Here is a 17325-nt window from a genome sequence, read left to right on the forward strand (position 1 = left end):
ACGGATCTTGTGGCGAGGGGGCTTGCCCCCGTTGGGTCGCGAAGCGGCCCCAAATCTGAAAACTCGGTCCCACAGGTACACCGTATTCACTGGCTTTACGACGGCTTCGCCGCCGAACGGGGGCAAGCCCCCTCGCCACAAGGTTCTCTTCGGCCAAAAAAATGCCAGTGATAATCAGCTATACCTCTATGAAACGAATCGCGTGCAGCATGCTCGAAACAAACGGGTGCCATTTACCGGGATAGAGCCAGCCGATGCAGTTTCTAGCGGATAGCCACGGGTGTGCCGGGTGGAACGGCGAAATGGCCGGGCGCATTCGTGCGTTCGACTGGAGCCGGACCGAACTGGGCCCGCTCGACTCATGGTCCAGGAGCCTGACCAGCGCGGTGCAGTTGATGCTCGCCTCGCCGCTGCCGATGGTGATGCTCTGGGGCCAGTCCGGGTACATGATCTATAACGACGCTTATTCCAAGTTTGCCGGTGGGCGTCATCCGTACCTGCTCGGCTCCGCCGTGGAACTGGGTTGGCCAGAAGTCGCCGAATTCAATCGCCACGTGGTCGACACCTGCCTGGCGGGCGGCACCTTGTCCTTTCGCAACAAAGAACTGGTGCTGCTGCGTGACGGGGTTCCGGAAGATGTCTGGATGGACCTCTACTACAGCCCGGTAGCCGACGATGACGGACGCCCGGCCGGGGTCATGGCCATGGTGGTGGAAACTACGGATCGGGTGATCTCCGAACGTCGGCGGCAGGCGGCTGAAAACGCCTACCGCGCCGACAACGAACGGGTGCGCCTGGCGCTGAACGCCGGTGCATTGCTCGGCTCCTTTGTCTGGGACATCAAGGCCAACGTGCTGTCGGGCGATGAGCGTTTTGCCCGCACGTTTTCCTATCCCCTCGGGCAAGACCTGGAAAACCTGTCACAGGAAATCGCCGAAAGCCGCATCCATCCAGATGACCGCAGCTGGGTCCGGGAGCGCGTCAGATTGTCGGTGGAGACGGGCGAGCCCTATAACGTCGAATACCGGATCCTGCGCCCCGACGGCAGTTACCTCTGGATACTCGCCAGTGGCTGTTGCGAGTTCAATGAACAGGGCGAGGCGTTTCGTTTCCCCGGCGTGCTGATCGACATCCACGAACGCAAGACCGCCGAAGAGTCCCTGCTCAAGTTCACCCGCAACCTGGAGCAGCGGGTGGCCGATGAGGTCGAGGCGCGGCTGGCGGCGGAAGAGCAATTGCGCCAGTCACAGAAGCTGGAAGCCATCGGCGGCCTCACTGGCGGTGTGGCCCATGACTTCAACAACCTGTTGCAAGTGATCGCCGGCAACCTGCACTTGCTGGCGCGCCATGAGCGGGGTAACGCCAATGTGCAGCGCCGGGTCTCGGCGTCGATTGCCGCCGTCGAGCGCGGTGCCAAGTTGTCCTCGCAATTGCTGGCGTTCGCCCGCCGCCAACCGTTGTCGCCCGCGGTCTTCACATTGCGGCAGATTTTCGATGGCCTGGCGGAGTTGTTGCTGCGTGCCCTGGGTGAAACCCTTCAGGTGCACATGACGGCACCTGAGGATTCCTGGAATGTGTTTGTTGATCGCAACCAACTGGAAAACGCCATTCTCAATCTGGCGATCAATGCCCGTGACGCTCTTCAAGGCGAGGGAAGGATTGACCTGTGCGCGGACAACATCGTCCTCGATCGCGCATTTTGCGCCGGTAGGGGCATTGCCCCGGGGGACTATGTGCGGGTGTCCGTGACGGATACCGGCGTCGGCATGCCGCCGCAGGTGCTGGCCAAGGTGTTCGAGCCTTTCTTCACCACCAAGGCCGACGGGCAGGGCACCGGATTGGGCTTGAGCATGGTGTTTGGCTTCGTCAAGCAGAGTGGCGGTCATATCGAAATCGCCAGTGACGTGGGGCGGGGGACCCGGGTGCAGTTGTACTTTCCGCGCACCTTGCGCGCGCTACCCAGTGAAACGCCGGGCCCCGATTTGCCGCAACGGGGCGGGCACGAGCGCATCCTGGTGGTCGAGGACAATGAGGCCGTGAGAGTGTCGGCGGTGGAGTTGTTGTGCGAGGAGGGCTATCAAGTCCTCACGGCCACCAACGCAGACACTGCCATGCAAATGTTGCTGGAAGGGGTGACGGTGGACCTGATTTTCACCGACGTGGTCATGCCCGGCCTGATCAAGAGTTCGGATCTGGCGGCCTGGGCGAAGGTGCAGGAGCCGCCGGTGGCGGTGCTGTTCACGTCGGGGCATACCCGCGACATCATCTCGCGCAATCACCAGCTGAGTCCGGATACCCATTTGCTCAGCAAACCCTATAGTCCTGAAGCGTTGACGCAGATGGTGCGGACGGTTCTTGGTGGCTGACAAAATTTCTGCAGGCGGCCTGTCTTTTGTTGACTGTGTACATATCCGTTGCTGCGGTAACGGCGGCTTATGGTTTCGCCCTTACGGCGACTCCCTTTTTTACAAGCGCCTAAAAAAGGAAGCAAAAAACGCTCGCCCCGAACGTACGGCCCCTCGCTGAGGCTCGGGGTACCTTCGCTCCGGCATTCATCCGGGGGCATTGCCCTCCGGTCGGCTTCGCTTCGACCTACATGCAATGAGTTCGACTGCGTCGAACGGCGCTGCGCGCCCATCCCCGGATGAACACCTCCACTCAGCCTGCCGAGGGGGCGGGTGGATCAAGATCAAGAGCTGCAGGCGAGCTAACGCTCGGCCTGATGAGTGGTGAGAAGCGGGTGTTCGCACCTCCGCTGTTCTGTAGGAGCTGGCTTGCCAGCGATGGCGGGCTGCTAGCCGATCAATTTCTTGGGGCTGTACTCGGCACCTGTGGGAGCGGGCTTGCCCGCGAAGAGGCCGGTACATCCAATAGAGATGCTTTCTGACCTGAGCAAGCCCGCCCCCACAAGAATGCATGGACGACGCAGTTACTTGCTCGGATGCGCGGCCTGGAGTTTTTTCGCCATTTGCAGGTGTTTTTCCAGCGCCGGCAGCATTTTTTGCGCGAAGCCCTTGAGCTCGGTGGCGCCTTTGACCCGGTCGTCCGTCACTGTATTGGCCTCCTTCTTGAACAGGTCGATGGTTTCTTCATGGGCCTTGACCTGGTTGTCGGCATAGGCCGCGTCGAAGGATTCGTCGCGCATGTCGAGGATTTTTTCCTTGGCTTGTTTGGTCAGCGTTGTGCTGTCCGGCACTTCGATGTCGAATTTTTTCGCCAGGGCGGCCAGTTCATGGTTGGCCTTGGAATGATCGGTAATCATCATGTTGGCGAATTTCTTCACGTCGGCTGATGCACTTTTTTCCAGAGCCAGCCGGCTGGTCTCGACTTCGGCGATGCCGCCGGCGGCCGCTTTATCGACAAAGTCATTGGAGGTGGCAGCCAGGGCACTGCCCATGCAACTGCTCATCGCGATAACCAGGGCCAGGTGACGCACGTTGAGTCTGTCCATTGGTGATTCTCCACACAGGCTTTCAAAGGTGATCGAGTGATCGTTAACCGGTGGAGGCGGCGGCGCAGGCAAAGGTTTTATCGCATTTGCGACAGGACGACGAACGGGCACCGCTGGTCTGACAGGTGGTCGACAGAACGGGCCAACCGAGGCCATTCTGATAGTTGGTGAACGCAATCAGTTGGCGTTTGCTACCGATTAACAAACGGAGGTGTTCCATGCCGGTGCCCCATGACCTTTTTCAGGATCTGAGTTGCACAAAGGAAGAAATCCAGCAGAAACGCACCACGGATCCGTTACTGGATTCACTGATCAACAAGTATTCCCTGGCTGATGCCGAAGTGGTGAAAGCGGAGGAAGCCAAATCCAGCGATGATGCGGTGACGAAGCTCAAGGCGAAGCGCTTGGAGGTCAAGGACAAGATCGTCAAACAACTCCAGTTGCGGTCCTGATCCAGCGTGCCTGCCACCGACGATCGGTGGCTGAAAAGTTGGAACGGCCACCAGAACCGGCACCTCGAATGCTCAGAGACCGATATTACGGCTCTCAACGAGGTGCCTCATGACCCAGCCCAAATACCCCAGCGAACAACAGGGTGGCTACGACCCGATACCCACTCATCCCGAACCACTGAGCCCCGAACACACTACGGTCAATCCCGAGGAAGAACCGGGCATTGATGAATGGCCGGATGACGAAGGTGTCGACATCGATCCAGAGTGAACACCGTCCCTGTAGGAGCGAGCTTGCGATAGCGGTGGGTCAGTCGGTATAAATGCGGACTGGTCGGGCGCCATCGCGAGCAAGCTCGCTCCCACATTGGTGCTTGGTTGAACTCAACAGATCATTGCAACGCCTTGCTCAAAGGCAACCGCACCATGTTCTGCGCCTTCAGTGAACCGAAATACAACCAGTCCCCATACTCGCGCACCGTGGTGATCGGTGAGTAGTTGTCGCTGCTGCCGTCCTGCAGGTTGGCGATCACCTTGCCTTCAAGGTCCAGGCCCAGGGCGAACCCGCGCTTTTCCACGGGCTTGGGCAGAACAGTCATGGCTCGCACGATCATCTTGCGCACGAACGGATGCGCCGCCGTGCCATCGAGCAGGGCGTTTCGGGGGGCATACAGCGCTACCCAGAACCGGTCGTGACCATTGAACGACAGGTTGTCCGGCAGGCCCGGCAGGTTGTCGATGAACAGGTCTTGGGTGCCGGCCTTGGGGCCGCTGAGCCAATAGCGGCTGATGCGGTAGGCGCCGGTTTCATTGACCAGCACGTAGGCATCGTCCGGTCCCAGGGCCACGCCATTGGCAAACTCCAGTTTGTCCAGCACAACCGACGTTTTGCCGGTCTGGAAGTCGTAGCGCAGCAATCGACCGTCACCACCGTGTTCGAGTACGGCCTCACCGTCGTGGCCATAACCGAAGCGGCTCGAAGCGTCGCTGAAATATGCGTAGTGACCGGGTTTGTCGATGACCACATCGTCGGTAAAACCGAAGGGAACGCCGCCGGCCTCCGTGGTCAGGGCCACCAGGCGACCCTGGGCGTCGAGAGACAACAAACCCTTGACGGCATCGGCGATCACCAGCAGACCATTGGGATGCCGGGCCAGGCCCAGTGGGCGGCCACCGGTGTCGGCCAGGACTTTGGTGGTCTTGCCATCCAGGCTGGTGCGGATCAGGCGCCCGTCGTGCAGGCCGGTGATGAGCGTGTCGTTTTCCAGCAACAAGGCTTCCGGCCCGTCGATGCCGGCGGCACCGACGCGCTCCACGCCTTTGAGCCGCTGATTGTCGGCGTAGATGCCGCTGGAGAGGGACGGTGCGGGTTGTGGCGTCCAGGCCACCGGTCGCACCTTGGTCGGCATCAGCAGCAGGAAGGCGCCGATGACGACAATGACCAGCAGCAGGCACTTGAGGATTCTGCTCACGCGTTGACTCCGGTTGCCACCAGGTATTTCTGCGCCATCTCGCGCAACGCTTGCATCGACGCCGCCGATTCCCGGTCGATGCGCCGCTTGAGCAACAACCGGTTGGCAATCCGCATCGCCAGACCGCTGAATCGGTAGTCCAGGGTACGGACGAAACGTGTGTCTTTGCCCAGGGCTTCGCATTCGTAGGTCACCACCAGCGACAGGCCATGGTCACCCTGGGCACGCGCGCTCCAGCGCTGGCCGGGCAGGTACTGCGCCACTTCCCAGCTCAAGTGTCCTTCTCGGCCGCCGGCGCGGATGTCCTCCTCGAAACGTGCGCCGGCCTGCAATGGACCTTTGGGCCCATCGATGTGCAGCGACGACGGGTGCCATTGCGGCCAAAGGGTCACGGTGCTGGCGTAGGCCAATACATCGATCGGGTGTCCGGCAATGACAATCTGATGCTGCATGCGGGTCATGGGCGTTCTCGTCGGGTTGAGCGGCACAGGTTCCGGCTCCCAATAGAGGGTGCCGAACAGGTAGTCCATCAGCGGGAAAACGATGTTGAAATTGCGCTCCTGCATGAGTTCGCGGCGGTGGTGCAGTTCGTGCAGCCGGCGCATCTGGCGGATCCACGGCAGCCGTGTGAGCGGATTGTGCGACGGCAGATGCTCGCAGGCATGAAACACCTCATAAGCCAGGTAGCCGAGGACAAGGACGCCGCCGACCAATCCGGCGACGTTGGTATCGATGGGCTTGAGCAGCCACCAGAGAGGCAGGGCCACGGCGAGTGTGTGCAGTACGATCAGCCAGGCCGGAAACAGTATCACCCGCCAGTCGCGGGCGCTGTCGTAGGTCATGTGGCCAGGGGTGAAAAAACTGTGGTGGTCGCCGGCGTGACGGGCATAAAACAGCCGGGCGAAGCGCTTTTTGTGATGCCCCAGGTGGCGGTGCACCACGTACACGCCGAGGTTGAACACTAGCAGGGTGACGGGTACCGCAAGCCATTCCCCTGGCTGTACCTGATGCACGTTGCTCCAGAAAGCGCTGATCGCCAGTGCCCCGAACAACAGGACAAAAGCGCCATGCAGCCAAGGGTTGTAGAGCGGATGAATGGCGGCGCGGTAATGGCTGCGGAATCCTTCGGTGGTCTGCCTCACTGCAATCACCTGTGGTTATTGTTATTTCCTGCAGATTAGTCGATTCAGCTGTTTTGGCGGGGCGAACCTTGAGGACACAACGGCCATGATCCGGTGCAAACCGGTCTCAGGTCAGCGGGTCCCAGCGTTGCGACCAGTCTTCGTCGGAATCGATCACCTCGCGCAGCAGGTCGAAGGCGCGTTGCAGCGTCGGCGAGTCACGATCGCGGGAGTAGACCAGATAGGTCGGGTAGTTGAACTCCGGAGCCTTGGGCACCCGTTCCAGGGCACCGCTATCGAGATAACTCTGCACGACACGGGTGCGGAAGTACCCGCTACCGCCGTTTTCGAGAAGGTACTGCAAGCCCAACGGGCCAAGATTGAAACTCAGCGCAGCCTTGGCTTTTTCCGGCAGGGCAGCATCGTGCTGGCGCCGGAATTCGGCGCCCCAATCGATGTACACATAAGGATCGGGCCTGTCAGCCAGGCGCACGAGGATCAGTTTTTCTTCGAGCACCTGCTCGACCTGCAAACGCGGCCAATACTCGGGCTGATACACCAGCGCAGCATCCAGAACGCCCAACTCCAGTTGGCGCAGGAGGTTTTCGCCGTCATGGATTTCCATGCGCAGGGCGTGGCTGGGGATGTGCTTGCGGATTTCGCCGGCCCAGCCGAGCATCAGCGGGTTACACAGGCTTACCTCGCCACCGATGTGCAGCACATCGCGGTAACCCTCGGGCAATGGCAGATCACGCCGTGCGGCGTCCCAGGTTTGCACCAGTTGATTGGCGTACACCACGAACGCTTCACCGTTGGGCGTCAGGCGAGCACCGGCACGGTTGCGCACGAACAGGGTACTGCCCAATTGGCTCTCGAGTTTCTGCACCCGTGCGGTGATCGCGGTCTGGGTGACATGGAGCTTTTGCGCGGCGGCAGCCAGGCTGCCATGGCGGACGATTTCGAGGAAAGTGCGGGCGAGGTCGATGTCCATGGGGCAGCCGGTGTGGGAGGTTGAGGCATTGTAAGAGCACAAACCTCCCAGGCACCACTCATACCCTGTGGCGAGGGGGCTCGCCCCCGTTGGGGCGCGAAGCGGCCCTTGGCGTCCTTCCGATAAGTCGAAAGGGCGAGCCCCCTCGCCACAGGGCAGGCAAAAACGACGAATCCCGCCACTAGGGGCGGGATTCGTTTGCCGCAGGCACGCTCCCGAAGGCCGGGAGCCAGGTGCTTACGACGGGAACAGCTCGGACAGTTTCATGGCCAGCATCATGTCGCCTTCAGCGCGCAGTTTGCCGCCCATGAACGCTTGCATGCCGTCAGTCGAACCGTCGACGATGCCTTCCAGGGTTTCACCGTCCATCACCAGAGTCACCTGGGCGTCCGGGTTTTCGCCTTCCTGCAGCTCGCAAGTGCTGTTCTTGACGATCAGCGAGAAGTTCTTGGTGTCGTCGATGCGGAAACCGAAGACCAGGTCCAGACCGGCGGCAGCGGCTGGGTTGAACTTGGCTTTCATTGCTTGTACGGCGTCTGCTACGGAGGTCATGGTTCGATCCTTTCTTGGGTAATAAGAGCAGGGTGATTACTGCCAGGGTCACAATAGTCCGGACTCAGCGAAACGTGATGAGTTCCGGGGTCTTCAACAGTTGCAGGTGCGCATGACTGTTGAAGGAAGCCAGCGACACCTCGCGACCACGAAACTTCAGCTGGTTGAGCGAGGTGTTGACGATTTGCCAGTTCAATTCAAAGGCCTGCCGGGCAGGCATTTGCGTAATCAGGTGGAGCAGGGCGGTGATGGTGCCGCCGGAGGTGAACACGGCGATTTTCTGGGTGTTGTCGGCCTGGTCGAGGATGCGATGCAAGCCGGCCCGCACCCGTTCGACAAACCCCAGCCAGCTTTCCAGGCCCGGTGTGTCGTAGGTACCGGTGAGCCAGCGTTCGATGATCAGGGCGAAGATGCGCTGGAACTCGCCACGGTTTTGCGCGGCGTTGCGCAGGATGTTCAGCGCTTCGGGTTCGTCCGGCAACATGGCCGGCAACAGCGCGCGGATCACCGCGTCGGCATCGAATTCGTTGAAGGCGGAGTCGGTTTCCAGCAGCGGCACCGGCAGGCCCACCGCGGCGAATTGTTCCAGCGCGCTGTTGGCCGTGTGCTGCTGGCGGCGTAGATCCCCTGCCAGGCAGCGGTCGAAGCTGATCCCGAGTTCGGCGAGGTGCCGGCCAAGGATTTCAGCCTGACGGATGCCGGTCGGCGACAGGACGTCGTAGTCGTCTGCACCGAAGGAGGCCTGGCCATGTCGAATCAAATAGATACTGCCCACGTCCGCGTCATCCCGGTACGTTGAAGGTTTGGCGAGGTTATGAGGATGGCGGTGAGCTGTCAATGAAAAAACATACGCTTGTTTGAAATGCCCGTTACAGGCCCGTTGCCAGAGGTTTCACGGCTGGTCGCAAGGTCGGCGCATGGGTATGCTGGAGGTATCCCGCGCGCGTTCAAGCCGCGCATCGTTTGAGGAGTCCCCGTGGAGTTTTTTTCCGAGTACGCCATTTTTCTGGCCAAGACCGTGACCCTGGTGATCGCCATTCTGGTGGTCCTGGCCAGTTTTGCGGCCCTGCGCAGCAAGGGGCGGCGCAAGTCGTCCGGGCAGTTGCAGGTCAGCAAGCTCAATGATTTCTACAAAGGGCTGCGCGAACGCCTGGAGCAAACCTTGCTCGACAAGGATCAGCTCAAGGCCCTGCGCAAGACCCAGGCCAAGACCGACAAGAAGCAGAAGAAAAAGCCCGAGGCCAAACCCCGGGTGTTCGTGCTCGATTTCAACGGTGATATCAAGGCTTCGGCCACCGAGAGCCTGCGCCACGAAATCACGGCCTTGCTGACTCTCGCCACACCCAAGGACGAAGTGGTCCTGCGCCTGGAAAGCGGCGGCGGCATGGTTCACAGCTACGGCCTGGCCTCCTCGCAACTGGCGCGTATCCGCGAAGCCGGAGTGCCCCTGACCGTGTGCATCGACAAGGTTGCGGCCAGCGGTGGCTACATGATGGCGTGCATCGGCCAGAAAATCATCAGCGCACCGTTCGCGATCCTCGGCTCGATTGGCGTGGTGGCACAGTTGCCCAACGTCAATCGCTTGCTGAAAAAGCACGACATCGACTTCGAAGTGCTGACCGCCGGTGAATACAAACGTACCTTGACCGTGTTTGGCGAAAACACCGAGAAGGGCCGGGAGAAGTTCCAGCAAGACCTGGACATCACCCATCAACTGTTCAAGAACTTCGTGTCGCGCTACCGTCCGCAACTGGCGATCGATGAAGTGGCCACCGGCGAAATCTGGCTCGGCGTCGCGGCGCTGGACAAGCACTTGGTCGACGAACTCAAGACCAGCGATGAATACCTCGCTGAGCGCGCCAGCAAGTCCGAGCTCTATCACTTGCATTACGCCGAACGCAAAAGCCTGCCGGAGCGCATCGGCATGGCCGCCAGCGGCTCGGTCGATCGTGTGCTGTTGAGTTGGTGGAGCCGTTTGACCCAGCAACGTTTCTGGTAACGGGCCAGGAAATTCTGCCAAACATCCAGCCGGGGCATTTGCCTCGGTTTTTTTTTGGTGTTTTCACTGGTTTGGAGGGCGCTTCATTTACAGCGAGGGTCGTTAACGATAACGCGTGTGAGCCGGATGAACGCGGCGCGCTTGAGTCCATCGCCAGCAGGCTGGCTCCTACAGTTTCAGCGTGGGCATGTTCCCTTGTAGGAGCTGGCTTGCCAGCGATGGTCGTTAACGATAACGCGGGTGACCTGGATTAACGCGGCGCGCTTGAGTCCATCGCCAGCAAGCTGGCTCCTACAGTTTTAGCGTGGGCAGGGCCCCTTGTAGGAGCTGGCTTGCCAGCAATGATCGTTAACGATAACGCGTGTGAACTGGAACAACGCGGCGCACTGGAGTCCATCGCCAGCAGGCTGGCTCCTACAGTTTCAGCGTGGGCATGTTCCCTTGTAGGAGCTGGCTTGCCAGCGATGGTCGTTAACGATAACGCGTGTGACCTGGATAAACGCGGCGCACTGGAGTCCATCGCCAGCAAGCTGGCTCCTACAGTTTTAGCGTGGGCAGGGCCCCTTGTGGGAGCTGGCTTGCCAGCGATGGTCGTGAACGATAACGCGTGTGGACTGGATAAACGCGGCGCACAGGAGTCCATCGCCAGCAAGCTGGCTCCTACAGTTTTAGCGTGGGCAGGGCCCCTTGTAGGAGCTGGCTTGCCAGCGATGGTCGTGAACGATAACGCGTGTGGACTGGATAAACGCGGCGCACAGGAGTCCATCGCCAGCAGGCTGGCTCCTACAGTTTCAGCGTGGGCAGGGCCCCTTGTGGGAGCTGGCTTGCCAGCGATGGTCGTTAACGATTACGCGTGTGGACTGGATAAACGCGGCGCACAGGAGTCCATCGCCAGCAAGCTGGCTCCTACAGTTTCCCGGGAGGGTGTGAAGAACTTTTTTTTGCCTGCGAACGCTTGCCCGAGGTCCTCCACCGCACGGCGAAATCTCTGTAGTCGGCAGGCGATCGTTCCTGCTTTCGGCAACGCGGCGGCTGGTTATGTTGGTGTTCCAGAAATAGTTGCCATGGAATGCACATGAATGACCATCAGACACCGCTAAACCCCCAGCCTGCGCCATTGCGCGAAACACTGCAGTCTGTGGTGAGCGCGGCTTTACCGCAGTCTCCCGAGCAGTTCGGTGCACAGTTGATCAAGGAGAAATGGGGGCAAGACATCGACCCGCCAACCGCGCGGTTGGTCACCCTGGATTACCACTACCACGGGCACCCGCCGCAGGACGGCATCGAGCAAGGTCAGGTGGCAAGCACCCAAACCCTGGTCCAGGCGTTGCTGGAGAACTACCAGACCGTCGGCGACGGGCGCTTCGCCGAAAGCGCGTTCGGCTTGTACACACCGCCCGATGTCGGCCCGTCCATTCGCATCGTGGAGCATGTCGATGAATTCGCCGACCACGGCAATGGCAACCACCATACCTACGAAGGCATCTATCGCCAGGCCACGCCCCAGGTGTATGGACCGGCAACGCTAATTGCCCTCAGGCCGGCGGCGTTCAAACAGTGGGTGTGGGAGCTGGATTTGCAAACCCGCTATCAGGCTTACCTTGATCGCACCTGGCCCTCCGATAAGCGAATCGTCCAGGCGGCGCCTTACGACCTGAGAACCTCGGCCAAGGCCGCCTTTATCATGAGCGCCTGTCTGCAACACCAGGAGGGCAGTTTGAGTCAGGAAGGCCTGGCCCTGGCCATGCAGGCCGCCGGCTTGCCAGCGGGGCAGGTATGGAGTGCGTTGACCATCGATCAGCTACAGGCGCCGACTCGTGTCAGGGCGCCGATCGAGGCCGGTCGGCTGACGATCTATCGTTACACGTCGGACGATATCTGGTGTTATCGCCACCGTCACAGCGGCCGGGTCCTGCTGAATATCCCGGGCAATTCCTCACCCTTGCATGAATTCACCGACTGGCGGCACCTGCGTCAATGGATCGTGGCCCAGGGCCAGGTACCGGCCACACGCCAGGCGCTGCTCGCGCATTTTGCCGAGAACGATCGGGAAGACGGCACCTTCCATGCGGGCGTGTCGACCGCGCTGGAGGGCATGGCGGTTTACCCGAACGAACACTGGCTGAAAAGGAGCGCCGGGCTCTTCAACGACGACGGTTTCTGGGACCCGCAGGATTACATCGATCTTGAGCGCGCTCCCTCCGGCACCGATCCGTTCGCGCAACTGGTGCTGGCCATGAAGCAGGCCTCGATGGCCAGCGTCAAAACCATCCGTGACGATGCCCAGGTCAATCGCGACAACCTGAGCGCGGTGGTGGAACCGCTGGTGCGCTGGATCAACCGGTTCGGGCCATTGGCATTGTTCATTCCGGGAGGCGAGGGCGTCCTGGTGCTGGCCGGCCTGATCGATGCCGGTTATGGCCTCGATCAGGCCATCAACGGCAAGACACCGGAGCAGCGCTCCGAGGGCGTAACGCGCACCGTGTTCGGCTTGCTCAATGCGCTCCCGCTGGTCGGGGCCGTGGTGGCACTCAAGGGCGAAGAAAAAATCGCCGGAACCCTGCACGAGCCTGGAGAGCCCGCGAGCGAGCCGCATCCCGGTACGCTGGCCAAGCCCGTAGCCGGAACGGTTCCGGTGTCGACCCGCGTAGCGCTGTTGCGTGAGGTTTGCGCACCCCATGCTGCCTTCAGTGACGAGGTACTGGGGCAGATCGCCCGGGTCAGCACGGTCGATGACGATATGCTGCGCCTGATGCAGGCGGGGCGCCCAACAACGCCGTTGCTGGCCGATACCATCACACGCTTCAAGCTCGATCAGGAACTCGAAGCCGTCGCCGATGCGCAAGCACGGGCCGGATTGTTCAACGCCCGCTATCAGGCGCTCCAGCACTCGGAGCAGGAATGGGTTCGCCTGTTTCAGCGCGAATACCAAGGATTGCCGAAAAGCGCCGTGGAGCAAATCCTCGACCGTTCGGGAGTTGATATCCATCGGCCCTTCGACGCTGACGAGGCGCTGCAGTTGCTCAAGCGACTGGACAACAAATCGCGGGACTACCAACAACATGTACGGCTCAACCGGGCCTATGAAGGTTTGTACTTGCGCTCGGTCCAGCACCCCGAAACCGATGTCCTGGCACTACACTCCCTGCAGCGCCTGCCCGACTGGCCGCAAGGCCTGCGCATCGAGGTACTCGACGGGGCAATCAGTGGCCGTGTCCTCGACCGCTGCGGCCCGCTCGATTCCACGGATTGCCGGCGTTTGATCAAGGTCGGTGACCGCTATCGATACACCGCAGTGGCGGCTACCGACGGTGAGGGTTCGGATCTGTTTACCGCGCTGGTCGACCTATTGTCCGTGGAGGAACGTACGGCGATGTCGCTTCACTCGCCGGATGCTGCCAGCGAGTTGCGGTTGCGCATTGGCGGTCATGCCTTGTCCCGTTCCGAGTTGATACTCGGCTTGAATCGAATGGATTCGCGGTTGCCTTTCGAAGCCGGAGGGTTGCGCGGTGGCGGCTTCCCGAACACGCCACAGGCCGCAGCGCTGACCCACGGAGTCATGCGTCTGCAGGTCAAGGATCTGTATCCGGATTTCACCGATGCCCAGGCGGATGAGTTGCTGACTGAAGCAGGTGCCGGGGCTCCGGCACTGGTGGATCGCCTGATAGCGCAGATGCAGCAGTTGCATGCCGATCTGCGCCAGTGGATCGACCAGTCCGTGCTGGATGCCGATGACATGGACATCGATTTTCTGGCCGTGGGCGATGACGATGCAGCGGGCATGAGCCCCGGGCAGGTGGCGGCACACAATGTCGAACTGCTGCAAACCGTGATCGATTTCGAGCGTGAAACACGGACCGAACTGGGCGATGAACTGATGAGCATCTGGCATAAATGCCCGCCCCGGATCAATAGAGTGATGTCGGGTGAGGTGTTCTCCGGTTACAGGCTGGACCTGGCTTTCGAGGACTACCATCGGTTGCCGACGATGAACGTACGCTTCAATGAGGTCGTCGAGTTATCGATGCAGGGCCTGCACCTGGTCGAGCGCGAGAGCCTGAGCGCCTTTCTCGAAAGTTTTCCGAACCTGCGTTCCCTGAACCTGGCGCGTGTCGACCTGCGTCTACTCAACGCAGATGGCGAACTGGAGGGTGTGTTGCCTCCACCGATTCGGCAAATGACCCGTCTCACTACGCTGAACCTGAGTACCACTTTGCTGAAGTTTCAGGAGAACACGGCGGCACAGTTGGATGATCTGGTGAGTTTGCAAACGCTGGACCTGAGTGACAACCCCTTGACCGTCCCGCCCGTTGTCCTGGGGCTCAATGAGTTGCGTGTTTTGAACCTGAGAAACACCGGGATCAGCCGTTGTCCGATAGGCATCACCGATCAGCCGTACCTCACCTCGCTCGACTTGCGAGGCAACCGGATCCGCCGGGTTCCCGAATCGATACTGAATCAGGCGGTCTCCCGGGACCGGGTGAAACTGTGGGGTAATCCGCTGACGGATGAAGATACCTTGCTGCGCCTGGTCGATCATCGCGAGCGTACCGGCATCAACCTGTGGCTGAGTGAACCGGGTGCCGATTACGGCAGTGTGACGCCCTGGCTGGAGGAGGGTGACGAAAGTGTGCGCGAGGCGCGGCAACAGATCTGGCAACGACTGGCCGTCAAGCCATCGGGCAGTACATTGCTGCGGGTCATGGATGGATTGAGCCTGACGGCGGATTTCCAGGTCGGCTATCTGTCGCTGCAGGCGCGTGTGTGGCACTTGCTGCACGAAGCGGATACGTCAGAGGAGTTGTGGGGCTGGTTGCGTCAGAGTATCGAAACGCGGGTTGGCGATGCAGAAAACCCGTTCAGGATGTTCGTGGTGCTGGAAGAACGAGTCCGGCTGTACCGTGACTGGGTCGCCATGGGACGGCCGATTCCGCTGGCGGATCATCCGGTGTTCTAGCGCGAGGGGTAAAAAACCCTTGAACCCCGGGGCCGGGGTTCAAGGGGTGACGGTCAGCGGCGACGGAACAGCGGCAGCGGTTCGTCGGTCGCGGCCTGATAGGTCACCGAGAAGTCCTTGAGACCTTCCAGGGCTTCGTGCGGATCCTTGTCGGGGCGAATGGCGAACGCGTCGAAACCACAGCGATGCATGTAGAACAACTGGTCACGCAGCACGTCGCCAATGGCCCGCAATTCACCCTTGAAACCGTAGCGGTCACGCAGCAGTCGGGCGTTGGAGTAGTTGCGACCATCGGTGAATGCCGGGAAGTTCAGGGCAATGACCTGGAACTGCGCGACGTCTTCACCGATCTCCTCGGCTTCTTCATCGGCATCCAGCCAGATGCCCAGGCCGCCATCGCGGGCCAGGAGCATACGGCTGTGTTCGCGCCACAATTGCAAGGGGACGATGTAGTCGTCGCAGTTGGTGATCTCGTCGATGCTGAAGTCCTTGGGCAGCAGGTGCCAGGTCTCGTCGACGACCTCGTTGTTCTTAATGATTCGCTGCATAGACACGCTCCTTGAAGAGGTCGATACCAATACGCTGATAGGTGTCGATGAAGCGTTCGTCTTCGGTACGTTGTTCGATGTACACGTCGATCAGCTTTTCGATCACGTCAGGCATGGCTTCCTGGGCAAAGGACGGCCCGAGGATCTTGCCCAGACTGGCGTCACGGCTGGCGCTGCCGCCGAGGGAAACCTGATAGAATTCTTCGCCTTTCTTGTCCACCCCGAGGATGCCGATGTGGCCCACGTGGTGGTGGCCGCAAGCGTTCATGCAACCGGAGATGTTCAGGTCCAGCTCGCCGATGTCGAACAGGTAGTCCAGGTCGTCGAAACGGCGCTGGATCGATTCGGCGATCGGGATCGACTTGGCGTTGGCCAGGGAGCAGAAGTCGCCACCCGGGCAGCAGATGATGTCGGTCAGCAAGCCGATGTTCGGCGTGGCGAAGCCTTGCTCGCGCAACTCGCCCCACAGGACGAACAGCTTGTCCTGCTCGACGTCGGCCAGAATGATGTTCTGCTCGTGGGAGGTACGCAGTTGACCGAAGCTGTAACGCTCGGCCAGGTCGGCCACGGCGTCGAGCTGTTTGTCGGTGATGTCGCCCGGTGCAACGCCGGTAGGCTTGAGGGACAAGGTCACGGCCACGTAGCCCGGTTTCTTGTGGGCCAGGGTGTTGCGTGCGCGCCAACGGGCGAAGCCCGGGTGCTGCAGGTCGAGCTCGGCCAGGGCGGCGGACTGGTTGTCCAGCGCCTTGTAGTCCGGGTCGACGAAATGTTTGGCGACACGCTGCACTTCGGCTTCGGTCAGCGTGGTCTGGCCACCGCGCAGGTGCTCCATTTCCGCGTCGACTTTCTGCGCGAAGACTTCAGGGGTCAGCGCTTTCACCAGGATCTTGATCCGCGCCTTGTACTTGTTGTCGCGACGGCCATAGCGGTTGTAGACCCGCAGGATGGCGTCGAGGTAGCTCAACAGGTCTTGCCATGGCAGGAATTCATTGATGAATGCCCCCACCACCGGCGTACGGCCCAGACCACCACCGACCAGCACACGGAAGCCCAGTTCGCCAGCGGCGTTGTGCACCGGCTCAAGGCCGATGTCATGGACTTCGATGGCGGCGCGGTCGGACGTCGAACCGTTGACGGCGATCTTGAACTTGCGCGGAAGGTAGGCGAATTCCGGGTGGAAAGTCGTCCACTGGCGCACGATCTCGCACCATGGGCGCGGGTCGATCAGTTCATCGGCGGCGACACCGGCAAACTGGTCGGTGGTGACGTTGCGCAGGCAGTTGCCGCTGGTCTGGATCGCGTGCATCTGCACGGTGGCCAGTTCAGCGAGAATGTCCGGAATGTCTTCCACGGCCGGCCAGTTGAACTGCACGTTCTGCCGGGTACTGATGTGGGCGTAGCCCTTGTCGTAGTCGCGGGCGATTTTGGCCATCATTCGCATTTGCCGCGAAGTCAGTTGGCCGTAAGGCACGGCGACTCGCAACATCGGTGCGAAACGCTGGATGTAAAGGCCATTTTGCAGGCGCAGGGGGCGGAATTCTTCTTCGCTCAGCTCGCCTGCCAGATAGCGTCGGGTCTGATCACGGAACTGCTTGACGCGGTCCTCGATGATCCGCTGATCGTATTCGTCGTATACGTACATATAAGTCCTGTTCTCAGGCTTGGGCCGGTCGGAAACAGCGGCGTTTTTTGGCTGGCTGGCGTCCGATAAAACCTCGGCAATTCTGCGCGCACGGCCGCGCACTCCCTACGGAGCCGGGGCAAGATACCAGTTTGCAGTTA

The 17325-nt window shown here is 60.7% G+C and carries 15 protein-coding genes; 6 read left to right on the forward strand and 9 right to left on the reverse strand.

Annotation, left to right across the window (positions count from 1 at the left end; translation table 11 throughout):
• Nucleotides 1–254 precede the first annotated feature (254 nt).
• Nucleotides 255–2366 carry an ATP-binding protein gene (locus AB7M25_RS13675; RefSeq protein ID WP_454237459.1) on the forward strand — a complete coding sequence of 704 codons (2112 nt, stop codon included), beginning with the start codon at nucleotides 255–257 and terminating at the stop codon, nucleotides 2364–2366.
• A 563-nt stretch (nucleotides 2367–2929) separates the two neighbouring features.
• On the opposite strand, the gene AB7M25_RS13680 is transcribed toward AB7M25_RS13675, so the two are convergent.
• Both AB7M25_RS13680 and AB7M25_RS13685 read right to left on the reverse strand, forming a co-directional pair.
• Nucleotides 2930–3451, reverse strand: coding sequence for a DUF4142 domain-containing protein (locus AB7M25_RS13680; protein WP_454237460.1), 522 nt, complete (start codon nucleotides 3449–3451; stop codon nucleotides 2930–2932).
• A gap of 43 nt (nucleotides 3452–3494) precedes the next feature.
• Nucleotides 3495–3671, reverse strand: coding sequence for a hypothetical protein (locus AB7M25_RS13685; protein WP_429394641.1), 177 nt, complete (start codon nucleotides 3669–3671; stop codon nucleotides 3495–3497).
• Here AB7M25_RS13685 and AB7M25_RS13690 point away from each other — a divergent pair.
• A complete protein-coding gene (locus tag AB7M25_RS13690; protein WP_104448376.1) occupies nucleotides 3670–3903 on the forward strand; it encodes a DUF465 domain-containing protein in 234 nt (77 codons plus the stop codon). The genes AB7M25_RS13685 and AB7M25_RS13690 overlap by 2 nt on opposite strands.
• 109 nt (nucleotides 3904–4012) lie before the next feature.
• The gene (locus tag AB7M25_RS13695) at nucleotides 4013–4174 is read left to right on the forward strand and encodes a hypothetical protein (RefSeq protein WP_173677945.1); all 162 of its coding nucleotides are present in this window, start codon (nucleotides 4013–4015) and stop codon (nucleotides 4172–4174) included.
• A gap of 121 nt (nucleotides 4175–4295) precedes the next feature.
• Here AB7M25_RS13695 and AB7M25_RS13700 read toward each other — a convergent pair whose 3' ends face one another.
• The 5 genes from AB7M25_RS13700 to AB7M25_RS13720 all read right to left on the reverse strand — a co-directional run bounded on the left by AB7M25_RS13700 (nucleotide 4296) and on the right by AB7M25_RS13720 (nucleotide 8814).
• Entirely contained in the window at nucleotides 4296–5375 is a 1080-nt protein-coding gene (locus AB7M25_RS13700; protein ID WP_429389031.1) for an SMP-30/gluconolactonase/LRE family protein, read from the reverse strand.
• Entirely contained in the window at nucleotides 5372–6517 is a 1146-nt protein-coding gene (locus AB7M25_RS13705) for a sterol desaturase/SRPBCC family protein (protein WP_429561207.1), read from the reverse strand. The genes AB7M25_RS13700 and AB7M25_RS13705 overlap by 4 nt, the downstream gene beginning before the upstream one ends.
• A 106-nt stretch (nucleotides 6518–6623) precedes the next feature.
• Nucleotides 6624–7487, reverse strand: coding sequence for a LysR family transcriptional regulator (locus AB7M25_RS13710; protein WP_429389027.1), 864 nt, complete (start codon nucleotides 7485–7487; stop codon nucleotides 6624–6626).
• A 237-nt stretch (nucleotides 7488–7724) separates the two neighbouring features.
• Complete coding sequence (locus AB7M25_RS13715) at nucleotides 7725–8039, reverse strand: SCP2 sterol-binding domain-containing protein (protein WP_007976511.1); 315 nt, start codon at nucleotides 8037–8039, stop codon at nucleotides 7725–7727.
• 64 nt (nucleotides 8040–8103) lie between these two features.
• Nucleotides 8104–8814, reverse strand: a complete 711-nt coding sequence (locus tag AB7M25_RS13720; RefSeq protein ID WP_429389025.1) for a histidine phosphatase family protein — start codon at nucleotides 8812–8814, stop codon at nucleotides 8104–8106.
• A gap of 201 nt (nucleotides 8815–9015) precedes the next feature.
• On the opposite strand from AB7M25_RS13720, the gene sohB reads away from it, so the two are divergent.
• The 3 genes from sohB to AB7M25_RS13735 all read left to right on the forward strand — a co-directional run bounded on the left by sohB (nucleotide 9016) and on the right by AB7M25_RS13735 (nucleotide 14995).
• Entirely contained in the window at nucleotides 9016–10038 is a 1023-nt protein-coding gene (gene sohB, locus AB7M25_RS13725; RefSeq protein WP_046038501.1) for a protease SohB, read from the forward strand.
• A gap of 341 nt (nucleotides 10039–10379) precedes the next feature.
• Complete coding sequence (locus tag AB7M25_RS13730) at nucleotides 10380–11117, forward strand: hypothetical protein (RefSeq protein ID WP_454237461.1); 738 nt, start codon at nucleotides 10380–10382, stop codon at nucleotides 11115–11117.
• The gene (locus AB7M25_RS13735; RefSeq protein ID WP_454237462.1) at nucleotides 11114–14995 is read left to right on the forward strand and encodes a dermonecrotic toxin domain-containing protein; all 3882 of its coding nucleotides are present in this window, start codon (nucleotides 11114–11116) and stop codon (nucleotides 14993–14995) included. The genes AB7M25_RS13730 and AB7M25_RS13735 overlap by 4 nt, the downstream gene beginning before the upstream one ends.
• Before the next feature lie 53 nt (nucleotides 14996–15048).
• Here the strand turns inward: AB7M25_RS13735 and AB7M25_RS13740 are convergent, their stop codons facing one another.
• Both AB7M25_RS13740 and AB7M25_RS13745 read right to left on the reverse strand, forming a co-directional pair.
• Complete coding sequence (locus AB7M25_RS13740; RefSeq protein ID WP_007976503.1) at nucleotides 15049–15543, reverse strand: DUF934 domain-containing protein; 495 nt, start codon at nucleotides 15541–15543, stop codon at nucleotides 15049–15051.
• A complete protein-coding gene (locus AB7M25_RS13745; RefSeq protein WP_102699683.1) occupies nucleotides 15527–17185 on the reverse strand; it encodes a nitrite/sulfite reductase in 1659 nt (552 codons plus the stop codon). The genes AB7M25_RS13740 and AB7M25_RS13745 overlap by 17 nt, the downstream gene beginning before the upstream one ends.
• Nucleotides 17186–17325: the final 140 nt, after the last annotated feature.

The organism is Pseudomonas sp. AP3_22 TE3818 (assembly GCF_053628995.1).